Annotated in this window: 19 protein-coding genes; 12 read left to right on the top strand and 7 right to left on the bottom strand. The window is 39.6% G+C overall.

The genetic code is table 11. From position 1 onward, the window contains the following. Window position 1 precedes the first annotated feature (1 nt). The 11 genes from AAEU29_RS10205 (at window position 2) to AAEU29_RS10255 (ending at window position 11752) form a co-directional block, all read left to right on the top strand. Window positions 2-1462: an N-acyl-D-amino-acid deacylase family protein gene (locus tag AAEU29_RS10205; RefSeq protein ID WP_421973225.1), complete on the top strand. Its 1461-nt coding sequence runs from the start codon at window positions 2-4 to the stop codon at window positions 1460-1462. Between the two features lie 74 nt (window positions 1463-1536). Continuing rightward, a complete protein-coding gene (locus tag AAEU29_RS10210) occupies window positions 1537-1923 on the top strand; it encodes a RidA family protein (protein ID WP_054980188.1) in 387 nt (128 codons plus the stop codon). A gap of 43 nt (window positions 1924-1966) precedes the next feature. Then, window positions 1967-3418, top strand: coding sequence for a sodium:solute symporter family protein (locus AAEU29_RS10215; RefSeq protein ID WP_421973226.1), 1452 nt, complete (start codon window positions 1967-1969; stop codon window positions 3416-3418). Window positions 3419-3459: 41 nt separating this feature from the next. After that, window positions 3460-4401: a sugar kinase gene (locus AAEU29_RS10220; protein WP_421973227.1), complete on the top strand. Its 942-nt coding sequence runs from the start codon at window positions 3460-3462 to the stop codon at window positions 4399-4401. Continuing rightward, window positions 4382-6790, top strand: a complete 2409-nt coding sequence (locus tag AAEU29_RS10225) for a beta-N-acetylhexosaminidase (RefSeq protein ID WP_421973228.1) — start codon at window positions 4382-4384, stop codon at window positions 6788-6790. The genes AAEU29_RS10220 and AAEU29_RS10225 overlap by 20 nt, the downstream gene beginning before the upstream one ends. 9 nt (window positions 6791-6799) lie before the next feature. Beyond that, window positions 6800-7714 carry an SMP-30/gluconolactonase/LRE family protein gene (locus AAEU29_RS10230; protein WP_421973229.1) on the top strand — a complete coding sequence of 305 codons (915 nt, stop codon included), beginning with the start codon at window positions 6800-6802 and terminating at the stop codon, window positions 7712-7714. A gap of 89 nt (window positions 7715-7803) precedes the next feature. Beyond that, window positions 7804-8847: a leucine-rich repeat domain-containing protein gene (locus tag AAEU29_RS10235; protein ID WP_421973230.1), complete on the top strand. Its 1044-nt coding sequence runs from the start codon at window positions 7804-7806 to the stop codon at window positions 8845-8847. Between the two features lie 383 nt (window positions 8848-9230). After that, the gene (locus tag AAEU29_RS10240) at window positions 9231-9737 is read left to right on the top strand and encodes a hypothetical protein (protein ID WP_421973231.1); all 507 of its coding nucleotides are present in this window, start codon (window positions 9231-9233) and stop codon (window positions 9735-9737) included. A gap of 11 nt (window positions 9738-9748) precedes the next feature. After that, window positions 9749-10189 carry a hypothetical protein gene (locus AAEU29_RS10245; RefSeq protein WP_421973232.1) on the top strand — a complete coding sequence of 147 codons (441 nt, stop codon included), beginning with the start codon at window positions 9749-9751 and terminating at the stop codon, window positions 10187-10189. 116 nt (window positions 10190-10305) lie between these two features. Next, a complete protein-coding gene (locus AAEU29_RS10250) occupies window positions 10306-11139 on the top strand; it encodes a hypothetical protein (RefSeq protein ID WP_421973233.1) in 834 nt (277 codons plus the stop codon). A gap of 133 nt (window positions 11140-11272) precedes the next feature. After that, window positions 11273-11752: a hypothetical protein gene (locus AAEU29_RS10255; RefSeq protein ID WP_421973234.1), complete on the top strand. Its 480-nt coding sequence runs from the start codon at window positions 11273-11275 to the stop codon at window positions 11750-11752. A gap of 298 nt (window positions 11753-12050) precedes the next feature. Here AAEU29_RS10255 and AAEU29_RS10260 read toward each other — a convergent pair whose 3' ends face one another. Further along, window positions 12051-12851: a hypothetical protein gene (locus AAEU29_RS10260; protein WP_421973235.1), complete on the bottom strand. Its 801-nt coding sequence runs from the start codon at window positions 12849-12851 to the stop codon at window positions 12051-12053. 205 nt (window positions 12852-13056) lie between these two features. On the opposite strand from AAEU29_RS10260, the gene AAEU29_RS10265 reads away from it, so the two are divergent. Beyond that, a complete protein-coding gene (locus AAEU29_RS10265) occupies window positions 13057-13608 on the top strand; it encodes an outer membrane beta-barrel protein (RefSeq protein WP_421973236.1) in 552 nt (183 codons plus the stop codon). A gap of 80 nt (window positions 13609-13688) precedes the next feature. On the opposite strand, the gene AAEU29_RS10270 is transcribed toward AAEU29_RS10265, so the two are convergent. The 6 genes from AAEU29_RS10270 to AAEU29_RS10295 all read right to left on the bottom strand — a co-directional run bounded on the left by AAEU29_RS10270 (window position 13689) and on the right by AAEU29_RS10295 (window position 20969). Then, a complete protein-coding gene (locus AAEU29_RS10270) occupies window positions 13689-14279 on the bottom strand; it encodes a CBS domain-containing protein (RefSeq protein WP_421973237.1) in 591 nt (196 codons plus the stop codon). Between the two features lie 51 nt (window positions 14280-14330). After that, window positions 14331-14606, bottom strand: a complete 276-nt coding sequence (locus tag AAEU29_RS10275) for a hypothetical protein (protein WP_421973238.1) — start codon at window positions 14604-14606, stop codon at window positions 14331-14333. 176 nt (window positions 14607-14782) lie between these two features. Continuing rightward, on the bottom strand, window positions 14783-15886 hold the full coding sequence (locus tag AAEU29_RS10280; RefSeq protein WP_421973239.1) for a PepSY-associated TM helix domain-containing protein: 1104 nt from the start codon (window positions 15884-15886) through the stop codon (window positions 14783-14785). A gap of 69 nt (window positions 15887-15955) precedes the next feature. After that, the gene (locus AAEU29_RS10285; protein WP_421973240.1) at window positions 15956-18091 is read right to left on the bottom strand and encodes a TonB-dependent siderophore receptor; all 2136 of its coding nucleotides are present in this window, start codon (window positions 18089-18091) and stop codon (window positions 15956-15958) included. A gap of 288 nt (window positions 18092-18379) precedes the next feature. Then, on the bottom strand, window positions 18380-19477 hold the full coding sequence (locus AAEU29_RS10290) for an NAD(P)/FAD-dependent oxidoreductase (protein WP_421973241.1): 1098 nt from the start codon (window positions 19475-19477) through the stop codon (window positions 18380-18382). 85 nt (window positions 19478-19562) lie between these two features. Next, the gene (locus AAEU29_RS10295; protein ID WP_421973242.1) at window positions 19563-20969 is read right to left on the bottom strand and encodes a DEAD/DEAH box helicase; all 1407 of its coding nucleotides are present in this window, start codon (window positions 20967-20969) and stop codon (window positions 19563-19565) included. Window positions 20970-20991: the final 22 nt, after the last annotated feature.

Below are 20991 nucleotides of genomic sequence, written 5' to 3' on the forward strand. Positions count from 1 at the left end.
GATGAGTGATAACAACTTTAATATCACTGTTATTCGTAATGCGACTGTTTACACGGGCGAGCTAAATGAATGGTTTGTTGGCGATGTTGCTATAGCTGGTGAGCGCATTATTGAGCTAGGTGATTGTTCTCACTTCTACTCAGAGCAAGTCATTGATGCAACAGGGTTAACATTAGCCCCAGGGTTTATCGACGTGCACACCCATGACGATTTAGAAGTGATCCGTAACCCGCATATGCTGTGCAAAGTAAGTCAAGGTGTAACTACGGTAATTGCAGGAAATTGTGGTATTAGTAGTGTGCCTTGTGTTACAGATATTGAACCCGTTGATCCTATTAATTTATTGGGACAAAAAGCAGATTTCAAATACACCAATTTAGCTGATTTTAGAAATGCTTTTGAAAGGGCAAAGCCCAGCGTAAATCTTGCCCAGTTAATTGGCCATACTAGCCTTCGTGCGCAAGTGATGAATGATTTGAGCAAACCAGCGTCAGAAGATGAAATTACCCAAATGCAGTCTTTACTGCGTATTCAAATGGAACAAGGCGCATTAGGGTTAAGCACTGGCCTTGCTTATCCAAATGCTAAAGCATCAAGCAGTAACGAAGTAAACAGGCTAGCAGCACAAGTTACGCCTTTTGAAGGCGTTTATACCACCCATTTGCGCACTGAGTTTCAAGGCATTATTGATGCAATGGATGAGGCGTTTGCAACAGCGAAACAAGCAAATCTGCCGCTGGTTATTTCTCATTTAAAATGCGCAGGCATTGAGAATTGGGGCCGTGCAGCAGAGGTTTTAGCGCATTTAGAAGATAAACGAAAATCACAACCAGTTTGCTGTGACTGTTACCCATATGCTGCAAGTTCAAGCACACTCGATTTAAATCAAGTAACAGACAGTACTGAAATTTATATTACGTGGTCTGAAACCCATCCTGAAATGGCAAAACGCACACTGTCTGATATTGCAAAGGCTTGGCAATTACCATTAATGGAAGCTGCTAAAAAATTAATGCCAGCAGGTGCGGTTTACCACTGTATGTTAGAAGATGATGTAAAACAGTTTTTAAGCTATGAAAACAGCATGATTGGCTCGGATGGTTTGCCGTGCGATCCACACCCGCATCCGCGTTTATGGGGTACGTTCCCAAGAGTATTAGGGCATTACGCAAGAGAGCAGCAAACGCTGTCGTTGGCATTGGCTATCTACAAAATGACAGCGCTGCCATCATCAAAGTTTAAGCTCAATAAACGCGGCAAAATTGCCAAAGGTTACTTCGCCGATTTAGTGCTATTTGATGCTAACACCATAAAAGACAATGCAACATTTGATAATCCTATTGCGCAATCGGTAGGCATTAAACATGTATGGGTTAATGGTGAAGAAAGCTTTGTTGAGGGTCTTGATGATCTAAGCATTACGCAATATGGCAGAGCCGGGCGATTTTTATCACGCACTTAATATTAGCGTGTACTAAATAAGAATTTTGAAATGTTGAGAGATGGTTCTCAACGCAGCATTTAAAAGAGGAAATTATGACAATTAGACGTATTGGCGCAGAAGGCGGCACAGGTACAGGTGGCCAACATTTACCTTTTTCACGCGCAGTAGAAGCGGGTGGTTGGTTAAAAGTTTCAGGACAAACCCCGATGCGCGATGGCGAAGTTGTTGAAGGCGGCATTATTGAGCAATCGCGTCTTGCCATACAAAACTGCATCGACATTATGACTGAAGCCGGGTACGGCCTCGAAACAGTAACCCATGTTTCGGTGGTATTAACTGACTCTCGTTATTTTCAGTCATTTAATAAAGTGTTTGCAGAAGTATTTGGTGAGCACCCGCCTGCGCGCATTTGTATGGTGGCAGACCTGGTTGTCGACTGTAAAGTGGAAGTGGATGTGACCTGCTACAAAGGTCAATAAGGGAACTAAAACCTTAAAAGAATAATAAAAAATAGGGGCACTTATGACATCACAACAAATGACGTTTCTGGCTGCATTTTTTGCCTATTTGCTTGCCATGATTGCAATTAGTTGGTTTGTTTCTCGCTGGCAAAAATCGGGTAGCGACTTTTTGTTAGCTGGGCGAAAAGTACCTTTATTTCTCACACTCGGCACCACTGTTGCAACTATGGTCGGCACCGGCTCTTCTATGGGGGCTGTGGGTTTTGCCTATCAAAATGCTTGGGCTGGTGCGCTTTACGGCATAGGTGGCGCAGTGGGAATACTGTTATTGGCGTGGGTATTTGCACCAGTGCGCAAACAGCAATTTGCCACCATGAGTGAAGAGCTTGCGAGCTATGTTGGCAATAACGCGCTTGTAAAAAAAATACTTGCTTTGATTATTTATGCCGCAAGTATTGGCTGGTTAGGTGCGCATTTAATTGGCGGTGGCATGTATTTAGCTTGGCTTACGGGCATAGATGATACCACTGCAAAGCTAATTATCGGCATTGGCCTTGCCATTTATGTCACGCTAGGGGGCTATTCTGCAGTGGTGTGGACCGATGCCATTCAAGCGGTGATTCTATTTGTAGGCTTTTTATTAATGGCCTATTTTGCGATTGATTCTGTCGGTGGTTGGCAAGCGGTACAAAACAACCAACTGGTTAACGGAAGTGGTTTTTTGTCTTATCAGAATATCGGCCTTATTCCAGCAATCTCTATGTCATTTGCAGTATTAGTTGGGGTAATGGCCACCCCTTCATTTCGCCAGCGTATCTATTCAGGTGACAGTGTAAACAGTATTCGCAAATCGTTTGTGATGTCGGGTGTACTTTATCTAGGATTTTCATTAGTACCAGCAATTATCGGTATTTGTGCTTATTTGATTAAGGGTGATTTAGTGAATCCCGCGTATGCTTTTCCGTATATTGCACTTAATACTCTACCACTCCTACTGGGCGGGCTTATTTTATTAGCGGGCATATCGGCGACTCTTTCAAGCGCAAGCTCCGATGCTATCGCTGGTGTGAGCGTATTTGTCAGTGATATTTATGCTTGGCTTTTCAAAAAATCACTGAGCAAGCAACCTCTCACTGATAAACAACAACTTTTATTGTCACGTTTTGCCATGATTTTAACCGTGTCCATCGCACTGTTATTTGCCCTTTTATCAAATAATATCATTACCTACATCACTAAAATGATCTCGCTCGCACTGTGTGGTTTGTTTGTGATGGGGCTACTTGGTCGTTTTTGGCAAAAGCTTACATGGCAAGGCAGTATTGCAATTTTAGTGGCGAGTACATTAACGGCAGCGCTGATAGGTTTTAACCCCACGTGGCTCGCACTTTTTGGAAACCCTTCAATACCTGCGGTGATCAGCGGTGCGTTTTTTGGCGTTGTTGTGAGCCTAGTGACACAAGTAAAAACGCCATCAAAAATAGTGCAGAAAAATACAGTGGAGCTAATGTGATGTTGCAACCATTTAATTCCATTGTGTTTTTAGGCGAGTGTATGATTGAGCATCGCGCTGATGGCGATGTGTTTTTTGGTGGCGATAGCTTTAATACTGCCTATTACCTGAGTCAACTCATAACTTCGCAGAGCGAAAAACCTATTCAAATTTATTACGCAACGGCAATTGGCACGGATAACCAAAGTGAAATGCTAAAAGCGTTAATAACACAATCTGGAATGCAGCTTGATTTTGTTGAGCGCCACCCAACCAAAACATTAGGGCAATACTGGGTTGATGTTTGTGGTAGCGGCGAGCGCTCTTTTCGTTTCGATAGGCAAAATAGTGCGGCTAGGGATTATTTTTCTTTGTCACACACACTACTTACTGCACTTGAAACAAAACAAGTGGATGCCATTTATCTGTCGGGTATCAGCCTTGCCATTTTAGATGAAAAGCAACGCGCTTTCCTTATAAATGCACTGCACCAATTTAAAGCGAAGGGAGGCATTATCTATTTTGATAATAATTATCGCCCAGCGCTTTGGCAGTCGATATCGCCCATTCATGATTACTTTTCGTTAATGGCACTTGCCGACATCGCATTTTTAACCAATGACGATGAATATGCCGTTTATGGCACGCAGTCGGTGAGCGATATAATTGACTTACACTTCAAAGGAAAAAGTTCTAGGCAAACTCTTGTTATTCGGCAAGGTGCAGCGCCCTGTGTGATTCAAGAAGTTGGCAAAGATTCATTGCTTTATGTGGCAGCAGAGCAGCTTGCCCAAAAGCAAGTTGTTGATACCTGCGCCGCGGGCGATTCGTTTGCCGCAGGTTTTTTAGCGGCAATGTTATTTGGGCGTGATACGCAAAGTGCCGTGCATTTTGCGCATAAGGTAGCGGCTTCGGTGATTAAGCAGCATGGTGCGCTTATCCCAACTCATTTTCTTCCCAAACTTTCGAACCAGGAGTGTTTAGGTGTCGATACATTTTATTAATAAAGCATGTGTATTTTTAAAGCTGTGTAGTTTATTGCTGTTTAGCTCATTACTTTTTGCAGAAACCAGCTTAATGCCACAACCACAATCATTTGAGAGGCAAGCGGGTGAACTGCGTTTATCTAGTCAAATTGAATTTTTATTTGAAGGGGTTAGTGACCAGCGAAAAGAATTTCAAGCCAAGCGTTTAGAGATGCACTTAACACGTATAGCAAAGCACAAAATCACCTTAATAGACTTAGCAAATAACAAAAAGCAAACGCCAGATAACGCAACCCTTAAAGTCATTGTGCGCGACAAGGAAAGCGATTTGCTGGTGCCACAGCTCAATAACGACGAAAGTTACCAATTAGTGATTAACCAAAATGGCATCACACTAAACGCCAATACCGTGTTTGGCGCGCAGCATGGTTTAACAACACTCACACAACTTGCGGCAAACCACTTTGATAATCAACTGATAATACCCCATGTAACGATTACTGATTCGCCACGTTTTGCTTGGCGTGGGTTATTAATTGATAGTGCGAGGCATTTTTTATCAACTCACACAATTAAACGTCAGCTAAACACCATGGCTTCGGCCAAATTAAATGTGCTGCACTGGCATTTAACGGACGATCAAGGTTGGCGCATTGAAAGTAAACGCTTTGCAAAGCTTACGCAAAAGGCATCAGATGGCCTCTATTACAGCCAAAGTGAGGTAAAGGCTGTTATTGAGTATGCCGCTCTGTTAGGTATTCGAGTGGTGCCTGAATTTGGTATGCCGGGTCATGCAAGTGCCATTGCTGTTGCATACCCTGAGCTTATGGCAGAGGTAAAGCCCTATGATATGGAGCGTCATTGGGGCGTATTTAAGCCGTTACTTGATATTTCAAAACCTGAGGTATACCAGTTTGTCGATAGTTTAATCGAAGAAATGACAGCTATTTTCCCTGATAAGTATTTACATATTGGCGGTGATGAAGTGGAACCTGAGCAGTGGTTAAATAATAAAGATATTCAAGCGCTAATGGCCAAGCACTCCCTTAAAAATGGCCATGATTTACAGAATTATTTTAATACCCAAATTCAACCTATTATTGCTAAACACCAGCGCATAATGATGGGCTGGGATGAGATTTTTCATCAAGATTTACCAAAAGATATTGTGGTGCAATCATGGCGCGGTCATGACTCATTAAATGAAGTAGCTAATAGCGGCCATTTAGGTATTTTATCGACAGGGTTTTATATTGATCAGCCGCAATACAGCGATTATCACTATCGCAATGATCCACTACGCAAATTGCCACAGGTTGATTTATCAAAACCGCAGGTATTGGCAAAGTCGTTTGTGATTGACCGCTTAAAAGGCAGCGATGTTAAAGGTGAGTTGGTTGTTTTAGGTGAGCAAGTTTTAATTAAACTTAACAATAACCACCATCAGTTGGCATTAGTTAATAAAACACCTAATCACGCAACAAATGCATTTAAAGCCAAAATGGACAGTTGGATGGGGCCATTGACCTTTGAATTTGATTTAAAGGGCGAAAATAGCGCTGTGATGATTGGTAATAGCCGTTACCCAGTTAAATTATCAATACTTAACACGCCATCACCCGTATCGCTATCCCAACCATTAAAAAGCTCAAATGCAGCGAATATATTGGGTGCTGAAGCGACTATTTGGAGCGAGATGGTGACCGATGACAATATTGATTTGCGCATTTGGCCACGTTTGTATGTGATAAGCGAGCGCTTGTGGTCAAATAAAGACAATACAGATGAAAACAGCATGTATTTGCGCTTGGCTTTTATCAATTCATTTGCTGCAAATGTGATTGGGGCAGCGCACTTTTCGCAGCAACAAAGTGGCTTTGAAAGTCTGCTTTCTAAGTCGCTTAGTAAACAAGAAAAAGCCACTACCTTAGCGCTTCTTAACACGATGGCAGCACTGCTTGAACCTGCTCATTACTATACGCGCCACCATATTAAATATTTAAACGATGAATATCATCAAGAGGCGCCACTTAATTTATTTGTTGATTATTTAAATGTTGAAAGTGAGCAAGTACGCCAAATTAAACGCTGGGTATTAGCCTATACCGCGGGCGATGTTAATTCACTCACGCAATTAGATGATCAATTAATTAAATGGCAAAAAGGCCTTGAAATGGGGCTTGAAACCCTCTCATCAAGTAAAAAATTAAACGAGCTAAAACCGACGCTTATATCACTAACGCAATTTATTGGGCTTTCACAACAGGTGATAAGTAGTTGTAAAGGTGAAATAAAAGGAACCGGGTTAGACGAGCAGTTGCTTGATTTACAAAAACTCACTGATGAACTTGTGATTGCAGGTATTTATCCAATGCGAGATCTCTATCTTGCTTGCACCGAACAATAAGGAATAACAATGAAATTAAACATAGCAAGTGCACTAATTCTGGCATTATTTGCCGCCCATGCAAGCAGTAGCAGGTTATTTGAGACCAGTGACTGGGTGAAAGATAATGCGTTTACCAATGGCGTAGAGGGCCCTGCAGTTGACTCGCAAGGTCTGTTATATGCGGTGAATTACAATCACCAAGGCACTATAGGTAAAGTGCTTGGTAAAGATAAAGTTGAGACGCTCGTTACGCTTAAAAATGGCTCTATCGGTAATGGCATTCGCTTTGATAAAAAAGGCAACATGTATATTGCTGACTACGTTAATCACAATGTACTAACAATAGCTGCGAAAGACTTAGCGCAAGGCGGCGAACTCACAGACAAAGTTAAGGTGTTTGCCCACAATGCAAAAATGAATCAACCAAATGATCTCGCCATTATGGATAACGGTATTTTATTTGCGAGCGACCCAAACTGGCAAACCAGCACAGGTAATTTATGGCGTATAAACCAACAAGGTGAAACGAGTCTATTAGAGGCGAATATGGGCACCACCAATGGTGTTGAAGTAAGCCCAGATAACAACACTTTGTATGTAAATGAGAGTATTCAACGCAAAGTATGGCGTTATGACCTTGACGGCCAAGGCAATGTTTCTAATAAACAATTGCTGATTGAATTTGATGATTTTGGCCTTGATGGAATGCGTACAGATAAAGCAGGTAACTTATATATTGCACGCTACGGTGCAGGTGTTATTACGGTGGTTTCTCCTGAAGGTAAATTACTAAGAGAAATAAAACTAAAAGGGCAATTTCCAACTAATGTGGCGTTTGGTGGTAAAGACGGCAAAACCGTGTTTGTAACCATGCAAAAACGCGGCGCCATTGAAACCTTTAATGTGGATATTGCAGGGCGCAGCTTCCATTTACATCAGTAATTTGCTTCAATAGCCTAATAACTGTTCTTTGCGCATTTTAACTTGTAGCAGCGCATTTATTAGGTTTAAGAAAATAACAGGGATTAGTTATGAATGAAGTTGTTGTGCTTGCAGACGGGGTATTTTGCTCTGATGGTACTGTTCAATTAAGCAGTGAATTAAACGAACAGGTTGCAGAGCTAATTGCTAATAACCCAGATATTCACTGTATCCAAACTAACAAAGGGTTTTCAAACACCACATGGCAAGTGTTAAACGATAAAGTATTGTTTTCACGTCCCGATATTTGGCTGCGTGTTTACGGTTTTTATGATTCTGAATGTGACTTTTCTTTTTTAGATTTATTACCCAACTTGAGTAAGCTTTGGGCGAATTGCCTGCGTGCGGCAAATAATATTGAAAAAATTGCGCAGCTTACAAAGTTAACGCATTTGCATTTGAGTATCGAAAGTATCACGTCCTTTGAATTTTTAGCACAATTACCGCGCTCACTCGTGTCTTTACACCTAGGCAAAACCAAATCAAAAAGACCATCGCTTGCTTTTTTATCACACCATTTAGAATTAGAAGAACTCTCAATTCATGGGCATGCAAAATGTTTTGAAACAGTGGGGCAGCTGTCTCAGCTTAAATCTCTAGGGTTAGCAGGGGTAAAAATAAACACATTTGATGCGCTAAGTCGGCTTGACGTGTTACAGGAATTATCACTTGATCTTATGCCCAAAAAGCTATTTAACGATGTGCTTGCTATTAAGCATGTGAAACATCTAAGCATTTCTGAGATAAGAACGCTTGATAATTTGGCTTTTTTAACCGAGTTTACGCAGTTAATTGGGTTAAAACTATATTATCTAAAACATGTGACCTCATTGCCAAATCTGAAGCAGGCGACAATGCTCACTGATATTTCGCTTTATGAACTAAGTGGTTTAACCTCTGTGGAAGGCATTGCTCCATGCAAGCAATTAAAAACATTCTATTTTAGTTGCACGACGAAAATGCAACCTTCAGATTTTAGCCTATTAACTCATTTGCCTAAGCTTGAAAAAGCGACAGTAGGCACAGGTTCGTTCAAAAAGAATGACACGATTGCAGATATGCTAACTCAAGCTGGCATTAAAGCGACACGCTAAGTTGAAACGGAGTAGGTCGGAAAGAATAGATACCCTTGCATATAGTGACATTACGGCACAAACAATTGAAGCTATGAAAGCTAAAAGCGGCGTTATTAAAGTAAGATTAAACAATAAACAGGCAATGGTGTTTAAGCACATTTCAATGAGGTTGTTAGAGGCAGAACTGTTTGATGGGAAAAGTAGTAAGCTAATATCGAAACTGATCCAGGTGATGCGATCTGCTTATTATGTTTTTAACGCATTGATTTTCTATACAAAAACAATTGAATTTCTAACCGTTTCGATGATAAATTCACCCATTGCAGGCAAAAGTCAGGCACTAGCGAATAGCGTTATTTTTGAATTCACATATTCACTACAAGAGTGATTAGCGAAGAATTATGACAACACTGGCACAAATTAAAAAATTAGCAAAACCTTGGTTTATACCTGAAATGAAAGCTCGAGGGTTTTCTCAAAATAGTAAAGCGTCAATGACATTTTTCCGAGAAGGTGTTGATGGCATTTATCACTTTATCAGTTTTTACATTCTGAGCAGTGGCGAAAACCTGAGGGTTAACGTGTTTGCATGGGTTCCAGAAATAAATGCAGTTTACGACTTTTCTCAATTTCCTAAAAAAATAGGTATCACAAATGGAGGGGGGCTTCGAGACAACGACATTAACATAGGCCACAAATACTGGAAAGTTAGGGATGAAGCGGAGATTATCAATGCATTAAAAGAGATATTATTGGGAATCGATAAAGTGGCGATTCCATGGCTTGATGGGGTGGATACCCGTGAAGAGTTGTTAGAGCGTTTTTTTATTGACGAAAAAAATCGCGATAACTTTCAAGAAATAAAAGAAAGAATATTAAGTAAATCACTAAGCAATTTAGACAATTAAAAGGATATTTTATGTCAAATACCCAATATGCTTTTTTAGAGAAAGGTAAAGTACCCACGCAACAACAATGGCAGCAAGCCATTGACGACTTAGGCTTTGATTTTAAAATACAAATTGACCCTGAGTTAACGCCGTTTGAAGATGAAGGCTTCTCCCCTTGTATCTGGGGCGAAACTGAAGATGACGTAGGCTTTGAAATTTTTTACGAACCAGCGGAAGAAGTTCATGAAGGCGATGAAGATGTGTTGTCTATGATAGGGGCGAGAGACTATTGTATTAGCTTTTGTTGGTATGGCAGCATGAAAGATTGCGCTGCGGTTATGGTTGCAAGCTGCGCATTAGCAAAGTCATTTGACGCCGTGATTTCGTATGAAGGTGAAGACCCAGAGCCGCTAGAAAAGCTCATATCAGATACCAAGAAAATCATACAAGAAGCATTGGCAGAGTATTAATATGCATAGCAATCCTGAGTGTGATTACCCTCTAAGAAATATACAGTAAAGTCGAGACTGATATTAGAGCATGACTACTTTAGTGAGAACTTAGAACAAGAATATAGGAAGCAATTATGAGTGAAGGAAAGTTCTATCTTGTCGACTGGCATCAGTCAAATGGGCTGCATCACCTTTCTTTACAAAAAGCAAAATCGATTTCTGTTTCTCATAACGATTTAGACGAAGCTAAAGAACTGCTTTATGAAACAATTTGCTTTCAATATGGTGATGGCGAAGCACATTTGGAGTTAATTGCGAATGACAGCGCTAACCATGCACAATGGTATGAAATAGAGCCTATTACAAGCGCTTGGTTAAAAAATCAAGGTGCGACACTTTATGAAAAAGGTATTTGCCAAGGGTGTGATTTCCCAATCGGCGACAGAACAGATGTTTTGCTGGAAAGCGGTAATCTGCTTAAAAATGGTGTGGGGTATTTTTCAAATACTAAGCCAAGGATTTATTATTATTCAAAAGCGCTGCTCGACAATATTAGCCTTCACCTAGATGTGGCCTTTGTGACACAACCTATTTTGTACAAGGGGCAAGAAACGGATTATGTTGAAATACTAAATCTGCCTACAGTGAATTACCAAATACTTAAAGGGCAACAACCTAATAGCCAGCTAAGAACCACATTTGAATGTAATCGATGTGGCAGAAAGTCTTTTGCAAGTTTTGACTATGAAGCAATCGCTGAAGAAGATCTTATTGCAGGTAAGGTTAATTTCTGTCAAACCAACTCGCTGCACTATAGTAACCTTGTTTTGAGTGGTACTGATCTTGCTAAACTAGCGCGTAAACGTGTCAATCACCGTTTTGCCACGGAAGAAGTCAAAACGCTTAACCAAGATGCGTTATATACTCCCTCAACATTACCTAAAATTGATAAGATTGATTGGCGCTAATTAATTTTGTATAGCTTAAAATATTAATTTGATATTAAAAAAGCAGGAAAACTAAAATCAAAATATTCTGAGTTAACGATTGCTTAGTTTCGAGCTATTTCAGTTTTATAGTGTCTGTCTATGAGAAGTAACTATGACAAATAAAGTACAACTAAAAAATTTAGCAAAAGAATCTCTTACGCCAATGATGAATAGACATGGCTATGAGTTAGTTAATGGTTTTGATTATCTTAAAGAAGGACCAAACGATATTTATTATATGATTTCGTCAACTATTTCATATTCAGAGCATCTGAAGCTATTTGTCGGCTGTTATATAGATGAAATGGACGAGCTTACGTCTTTAGCTTTTCCTAAGCACTTACCTGAAATGTTTGGCGGGGGGTTAACAGATGAATACCCTATTCAGCCAACAAAGTGGAAAATTTGGCAAGTAGGCACAGAAAGTGAAGCTATTGAATCATTGAAGCAAATTGAAAGCAGTATACAAAAGTATGCATTCCCTTTTTTTGATTCGATACAATCAAAAGAAGACCTATTAGCAACTCTTCCTAGAGTACCAACCAAAGGTCCGTGGGTACCTGTTATTAATAAAATAAAGAGTAAAATATAAATAAAAATTAGTGACTCTGATAATCCTCTAGTCAGTCTCATAGGCCTTTATTTGATATGCTATTAGGTGCTGAAAGCAAGACTGCCTTGAAGATTATCAGTTTGCATAAAAGGTTCTAGCTTTGGATGATAAATCCGTGTTTTTTAGTAAATGAAGAGATACTAATATCAGTGTATTGTGTAAAAAATCTGTGCATGCTAGTTGATGAAATCGCTAGAATATTTATAAGTTTAGTCTAGCTTAATTGGTGCCTGGGCTTGAAGGTGGCACCAATGAATTTATTTAGTTGACCAGTGTGCTAATCGAGTAGAATTTTAGTTGTTGTGGGTAAGCTAAAAACTTGTAAGTTTATGTGGCCACCTGCAAAACGTTCATTTACATTTACTTTTTTTCGGCCAACTAAATACACTGAAAGTATGCAGTGATCTAGCTCCTTACCAGTTTCCATATCAAGATCTTTGAGTAAATGTGACTCCGGTAACGAAATTTCGAGAGGGGACAGATTCTCTATTGATTGTGCTTCTCTAATCCCGCACCCTGTTAACCAAAAAGTATCGATGTTGAGGTTTGTATTATTTTGCCAGTTAATTGATAGTGAATCACCGGGTAAAAAATCTTGCGAGCTCAAATCTGTTGTGAAAAAAGGAGCACCTTGATGAGTAATGCTGGATTTTATAGCAGCAAAAACTTTATTTGAAGTCGTAATTTTGAACGTTTGTTGTTCATTATAATAGTCACCAAATAAACTAAAATGTGTATAGTACAAACCTTCAAAAAGATAGTAATCAAAAGTGTTTATCGGAGAGTCTTCGGGAATTTCAGGCCAAGGATATTGTTGATTTTGTTGATTTTGTTGATGAGTTTGATAGTTATCAGCGATAGATACTGATAATGTATTCATTTTTATTGACCGTTCATTGTTCATATGCACTTGAGCGCGCGCGATAGCTGATGAACCTTGTTTATCTACTGGAAGTATTTGAATATCAACATTTGTAAAAATCACTTGGCTAGGTAACCCTTCACCATCTTGAGGTGTACATGCTGCAAGCATTAGAGAGCTCGCAAAAAGACCACATACAAAAACAGTCCTTTTCATAAATATGATAATCCTTATTATTTTCATTGTTATTTTCATGGTGTGATATTATTATACTGAAATAATTGGATATTGCATCTCGATATTTTAACACACTGATATTAATTGCTTTTCGATATTGTGCAGGTATGTTTTACACCATAGCTTTATGGGTATAACTAAATGTTGAGGGGTGCGTCAATTCAGATAGTAATAAGGAAATTTTGTGAAACGCTTTATTCTCTTTAGCGCTGTAATGTTAAGTCTAACTACAAATGCTACTGCCCAACAAAATAATAACTACAGTTATGTCGCTTTGGGCATCGGTGGTGTCTCATCTAATGACGACGTTTTGGGTGATATGATTTATTCAGTTGATCTCGCAGCAGCATATCATTTTAATAAAAATTGGGGAGTTGAAGCTGGATATAAACGTGGTTTAGGAATAGATGATAAAATCTGCAATGAAAAAAATAGTTCTGTATGTCTAAAATGGGAGCGAAACATCTCAGCTCTGACTTTAGCACCACAATACAGTATTTACTCAACTCAAGAATTTTGGCGAATGAACTTAAAAGCGGGCATTGCTCAGGTAATGACCGATTATCAATATTTAGATACATCACACACTAGCTTGTATTTAGAGATGGATAACGAGTTTAAAGTGTATGATTCAATCCGAGTGGGGTTTTCAGTTGGTACATTTGACGGTAAAAACCTAGCGGATGATAATTTTGCTAATATCTTTACTGCTTTGCGGGTGACTTACCAATTCTAATTCTCGTTTTTTTACTTTTTGTTTTTTTCTTAAGTCGACTTTGCAGAAGCCCAGCGGAAAATGCTGGGCTTGAAGTTGGTTTAAATTTCGCTGTGATTTACCAGAGAATCAACTAATTGGCTGAAGGTCTTGGCGCTTTTAGCCTGGTTAAGTGAATAGCCTGTGATCTTTGCTATATCGATTAAATCAAAATAACCGCGTAATTCACTTTGATTAGCACCTGTTACCAGTAAATATTCGTAACTGGCTTTTTCCATGGTTTTTAACACGTCGCCTACTTGGGCATTGGCGAGTGTTGTTTCCGACACGGTGTCAATCTCTTCTAATTTCACCATAATGTCGCCAATTGTAAGCTGTGCACGTGTTAAGCCTTTTTTACTTGCTATTTTAAGTACATAGCTGCTGGCTAAACGTGCTTTTGAGATAACCCCTTTTAATTGATTTTGGCTATCAACTACAAAACTAGTACGCATATGGGTTTTTTCTAAAATGCGGTTGGCATCATCCAAATTGGTATCTATATCGATATATTGCAGAGGTTCAAGATGAAACCCGTGCATTACAAATGAAGCGGGGCTAGAAAGTGACACACTAGTGTCTACATGAACTTGAGCAAATAAACTTGCGCCATCAAGAAGCGGTTTTGTTGAAAATGAAGTGAATTGGTTCATAACGACCACCTTAATAATACTGTTAGATTTAAGACAAAATATGAATAAAAACTAGTAGTGGAGAGGTGGTGCTCTTATAGGTTTAACCGCACTTGGCGAAAAGACAACAGAACTTACTTTTTGGGTTGGTTGGAAATAGTTGGGTATAAGGTTGTTGCTAGAATTAAACTCTAGCGCAACATCATCTAAATCAAGTTGATTCTGATTAAGATCTTCTGAAATATCAGAGTTAATAACGGATGCTTGTACATCGCTGGCAATAACAGTAGCAGGGCTTAGACCAAGCGCCATAAACACCACTGTAACTACAAACAACAAACGAAGCATAAGGTACAACTTTAAAATTACTTATAAATTAATAGTGGGACTGTTCGCACAATAATTCAACATCTATTTTTATAAAATATTTATTTTATTTTTATAAATGTTTTTAACTTGCTGAATTTAATTGCTATTTATGCTTTTTCGTTGCCGAATATATTTATAATCGGCAACGGGCATAATTACGAGGTGACGTACTCATTTTTATGTTGCATTCGGCGTTTGGGTTTTCTGCGCTTAAGCCATAAATAGCATCCGGTAATCGCAAATATGAGTGGTGTTAAACCGATTAAACACCAAATTATACGGCTCGTTAACCCTGCAAAATAGCCAAAATGCAGTTTGCGAAAGCTATCTACCGCAACTAAAAAAAACGGTGCTTCGCGAATATCATAATTAGGCAGTTGTTTTCCTGTTTCTTTATCAAAGCTCACCGTTGAAGCATATTCGCTTGTAACAAAGCTGGTATTTGCAACTTCGCCAAAAAACGTGATGGGTAAGTCGGGTTCATAAGGGAACATTAAATAAGTCGCTCTAAAACCGCCCATTTGGGTTTTAGCGGTTGCCATTAAGTTGTCGATAGATAATTGATGGTTATATAAAGGACCTTGAACTAAATGTGGTGGTTCATCCGCATGCTCAAATTCATGATGGATGATCTCTGAAATATTCCAATACACCCCTGTAAAGCCCAATATCAGTAAAATAGGGGCTGACCAAATTCCCACTAATTTATGTAAATCACTGAAAAAGGCCATACGCTTAACTTTTACACGTAAGGTAAAAAACTTCTTCCAAAACTGGCGATAAATAATGAGGCCTGAAATGCCCATAAACATCAAAATAAGCGAAATAGTGCCTGTAAACCAAAGCCCAGTGTCGCCAATTAAAAACTTATAATGTAAGTCTAAAAGCCAATCGGTGAGGTAAAAATCGACCGCTTGAGGGTTGGAGCGAACAACACCTTGGTATTGATCTAAATAGATTTTAGACCAGGTATCTGTGCCGTGTTTTAGTACATAAACCCTATCTGCAGTTTTACCATCGTCAAACACTTCCCAACTACCAATTTGATAGTTAGGCAAATTTTGCTTAATCGTATTGTGAAGACTATCGTAGCTAAGACGTGTACCTGGCGCGGCATTTACAGTGGCAAGCTTTGGCATTATGAAATGATCAATTTCTTCTTTGAAGACTAAAATACTGCCTGTTAGCGAAATTATAATCAACGGTAGGGCAATGACTAACCCGCAGTAGCGATGCCATAAGTGGAGTTTCTTTTTCATAATTCGGTGACGTCCGTTTATAAAAACAACAAAAGGCCGCATAGCGCGACCTTAACGTTTTGAGTTTTATTATAGTGACCAGTTAAGTGATAATGCGTAGTTACGCGGTGCACCGTAGTAACCTTGTGCCCAATAAAGTGAGTTAACGTATTTTTTATCAAATACATTATTCACATTGGCTGTAACACTTAATTGTGAATTAATTTCGTAGCTTGCCATAAAGTTAACTAGGGCATAGGCACTTTGCTCCGTGACAACACGAGGAGCTTGTTTCTGTACGCGACTAATATCGTCTTGCCAGCGCATATTCATACCAAACGATAAGCCCTCAACAAACTCAGCGTCGTATTTGGCTGCAAGTTTAAATACCTGCTTTGGCGTGTAATTTTTAACAAGTTCAGCAGATGTATTACCCGCATTTACCGTATCTGAAACATCAATATCGGTGTAGGTATAGCCTAAGTTGGCACTCACGCCGTAACCAAGTTCACCACTTAGCTCAAGTTCAAAACCTTGTGATTGAATACCTGGTGCAGCCATATGTACGGTATTGTCTGGTGTCGAATTCTCAGCATCTGCAACGGCAATGTTTTCTTGCTCAGCATCAAATAATGCAACATTTAACATCATTAAATCGTTAAACAGCTCAGTTTTAATACCAATTTCTTTGGTGTCGCCACTAATTGGGTCAAGCGTTTGGCCAGAAATATCTTGCTCTGCTTGTGGGGCAAACGTTTCGCTGTACGATGCGTAAACATTAATATCGTCGTTGATTTGATAAACTGACCCTAAGTGTGAAGTGGTGTCGCTTACATCACGTGATTTATTTTTCCCGTAGGATAAACCGTCTGTTTCCCAAGCTGTGTGGCGAATACCAGCAAGTAGTTTTAAGTCATCTGTGATTGAAAAACGTGCAGAAACGTATTCTGAAATTTGCTCACTATCAACACGAGAGCCATTTAAGCCATCTTTTAACACTGGTACTGGCGCTACGCCATCCCAGTCATTTAGATTTGGCATTGCAGGGAAGCCATTACCTGTTGTGTAGTCGTATAATGAGCTATCTTGGTATGCCATATCAGCAACGCTCGCACCTGCAGCAATTAAATGCTCTTGGCCAAATAGCTCAAAACTACCTTTTGCATACACATCAAACAAGTTAAGGCGATCTGTTAGTTGGTAGTCACTTGCATAGCCGGTTAAACCTAAACCCGTTTCAGCATCCGGCGTACCATAAACATAAAAAAGATTTGAATCTTGCTCAGTTTGAGTATGCGCATAACGTGCGATTACACTCCAGTTATCACCCACAAGTTGTTCTAATTCTACAAAGGCTTGTTTTGATGTGTTATCCCAATAAGCCCAATCAGCAGCAGTCGAAGTAGATGTATCGTAATTTGTTGGTTGCCCTTTTGAATCATATAACGCAAGCGCGCCCCAAAGTGGGCTGTCGGCGTCATTTTGCTGATAAGTAAGGCTAGTTGTTAGGGTGGTTGTGTCCGTTAGATTTAATTCAGCAATACCGTAAAATACGTCACGCTCTACGCTGTAACGGTCAAGGTATGAATCACGTTTTTGTTTAACAACTACAGCGCGGCCAGCAGCAAAGTCATTTAAGCGGCCAGAAACGTCAACATCCAAACGCATATTCGACCAAGAACCTGCAGTAATTGACACATCTGTACGAAAGTCATCGGTAGGACGTTTACGAATAAAGTTAACTGTGGCAGATGGGTTACCGGCACCTGTCATCATGCCGTTCGCACCCATAACTACTTCAATTCGTTGGTAAATGGCGGTATCTAACGTGCCTTGAAGAGAGCCGTTTTCTTGCGGTAAACCAAGGCCGTCTACTTGGAAGTTGGTGATATCAAAACCACGTGCTTTGTAGTAAGTACGGTCTGTTTCAATTTTCTCAACAGATACACCTGGTGTGGTTTCAAGTACTTGATTAACATCATCAAGTGAAAAGTCGTTCATAAGGGCACGGGTAATTACGCGCACCGATTGAGGTGTTTCTTTGATTGAAATACCTAGTTTTGAAGCGGTTTCTGCTTCAACTGCAAGGTAGTTTGAATGGTTATTTCCTAAAACTTCGATTTTTTCGATGCTTTTATCCGTTTCATCGTTGGCAAAAAGGGGAGTTGCTAGTACTGAAGAAGTGGCAACAAACAAAGTACTTAATTTAAAAGTACGAGATTTCATATCAAAAGACCTAACATTGAGAGTAAGTAAAAATTTCGCGGACATGTTAATCTAAACAATAATCGATCTCAATATCATTATTGTGTTATTTTCATTTGTACCTTATATGGTGTTAATTTGGCTTTAAAACTGAATACTGATTGTTTTTGTCGTTTTAAAAATATCGCTAAAGAAGCGCTTGAAGTGAAACGCTGTTGGCAAGAAGTGGGGCTATTTAGTTACCCGACCATAAAGATAGGGTGATAAGTCCAATTATTTTTAGATCAAACAGGTTAGATAGAGAGGGAATTATTCGCCAAGTTGGCAGCAAACATACTCTGCTATTGCAAGTGAAGCGGTTAAACCTGGTGATTCAATTCCAAATAAATTGATAAGTCCTTGTATTCCATGATCGCGATGGGATTGGATTACAAAATCTTGTTGACCTTTTAATTGCAGTTTTGGCCGAATACCTGCGTAATCTATATGAAGCTTATTGGTGTTTAGCTTTGGCCAATAGCGCTTTATAGCAGTAACAAATTTGGCTTTTTGGTGTTCATCTGTTTGGTAATTAAGCGAATCAATAAACTCAGTGTCTGGACCAAATTTAAGTTGACCCATCAGATCTAATGTTGCATGAATGCCTAAGCCATGCTCCTCTGGTACAGGGTAAATTAGGTGTTTAAATGTGTGACTACCTTGGTAGCTAAAATATTGCCCGCGACAATAATAAAGCGCTGGTATGTATGAAGCTGACAGCCCTTCAATCGTTTGTGCAACCTGTTGTGCGAAAAGCCCAGCGGCATTTATCAGATTGCGACAGTTAAGTTGCATTATCTCGCCATCACAATCGAGAGTAACAATAAATCCGTTGGAGCACTTTTTTGCGTTTATAAAGCGCGTTCTTGCGACGTATGCGCCATTATTTTGTTCAAGTTGGGTTATTAGCGAAAGCATATATTGATGACTATCGATAATACCTGTTGAAGGTGAAAAAAGGGCAGCAACTGCGTTAATTTCAGGCGCGTAGCGTTTAATTTCCGTTGTGCTTAGCCAGCTTAAATCATTAACACAATTATCATTAGCGTGCTGTTTTATTGTTTCAAGTTTCTCTGCATCGTCATTATTTGTTGCAATGATAAGTTTACCGATTTTATGAAAAGGCACATGAAATGATGAGCAATGCGCGTAAAGGCGTTTTTTACCAGAAACACACAGTTTTGCCTTTAAACTGCTTTTGGGGTAATAAATGCCAGCGTGGATTACTTCACTATTGCGGCTAGAGGTATGCTCTCCAAAATGTGCGTTTTGTTCAATAACAATCACATTTTGTTGTTTACTCAGCTCAGCACCTATGGCTAAACCGATTACCCCTGCACCAATGATTAAACTATCAACAGTTTCCATGTAAAAACTAACGAATGACTTTCTTGCAGTGTAACAAACTCACTTTTAGATGCACATAAAAAAGCCAGCGAATGCTGGCTTCAAATTATTTATTGGCGTTAAATTTCACATTATTTGGTTTACGTCTTGGGCGTTTGCTTTGCCCATTGTTTTCACTTTTTCCTTTGCCATTTTGCTTGGGTTTATCAGCGCTTTGTGGCTTAGATTTATGTGATGTATTTTTCTTCTTTGGTTTGCTTATGGCTTTTGCCTCAGCTTTTACCTTATCGTTAGTACTCGTGTTTTCTTTTGGCTTTTTCGGTTTCTTCGGCTTTTTAGCTTTTATTGGTCGCGTATCTAGCTTTGATTCTGGTACAGGGTTTTGTGGTTCAAAACCAGCTTCAATTTTACGTGGAATTAGTTCTTGAATTAGACGCTCAATGCCAAATAAATCTGCTGCGACGTCTTCTGTAACGAATGAAATTGCTTCACCGGATGCACCTGCTCGGCCAGTACGGCCAATGCGGTGAACATAATCTTCATACACATTTGGCAGGTCAAAGTTAACTACATAAGGTAGCTCTTGAATATCAAGGCCGCGGGCAACAATGTCTGTTGCAACAAGCACATTAATTTCACCTAATTTAAATCCGTTAAGGGCATTCATACGTGCGCTTTGGCTTTTATTACCATGAATTGCAGCGGCATTAATTTTTGCTTTTTCAAGGTCGCGAACTAAACGGTTTGCACCGTGTTTGGTGCGGGTAAATACCAATACTTGGCGCCAGCTATTGGTTTTTATTAAGTGTTTAAGCAGGCTAGTACGCTTACTTTTATCAACAGGGTAGGCCCATTGGGTTACCGTTTTTGCCGTGGTGTTGGCAGGGGCAACCGAGATTTCGATTGGGTCGTTAATTAGGCCTTTTGCAAGTGCGCGAATATCATCAGAAAAGGTTGCTGAAAACAGTAAATTTTGACGCTTTTCAGGCAGTGCTTTAATCACTCGTTTTATATCGTGAATAAAGCCCATATCTAGCATACGGTCTGCTTCGTCGAGTACAAATAGTTCAAGCTGATCAAACTTAAGGGCATTTTGCTGGTAAAGATCAAGTAAACGACCAGGGGTGGCAACGAGAATGTCGCACCCTTTGCGTAGCTTTAACATTTGTGGGTTGATTTTGACCCCGCCATAAACCACCTGGCATGACAATGAAAGGTGCTTACTGTATGTGGCTACACTTTGCCAAACTTGCGCTGCAAGTTCACGTGTTGGTGTAAGTACAAGGGCACGCACTTGGTTACTGCGTACTTTTGGCCCTTTACTTAGCATTTCTAGCATTGGCAGCGTAAATCCTGCTGTTTTACCCGTACCCGTTTGGGCAGCAGCCATCACATCGCGACCAGCTAAAATTGCTGGTATCGACTTTTCTTGAATTGGCGTTGGGCTTTCATAACCTTGCTCTTTAATTGCTTGGTTTATTTCAGGGCAAAGATTTAAGTCTGAGAAATGCATTTTACGTACTCTTATAACGGCG

Source organism: Pseudoalteromonas aquimarina (assembly GCF_049257255.1).
Lineage (GTDB): Bacteria > Pseudomonadota > Gammaproteobacteria > Enterobacterales > Alteromonadaceae > Pseudoalteromonas.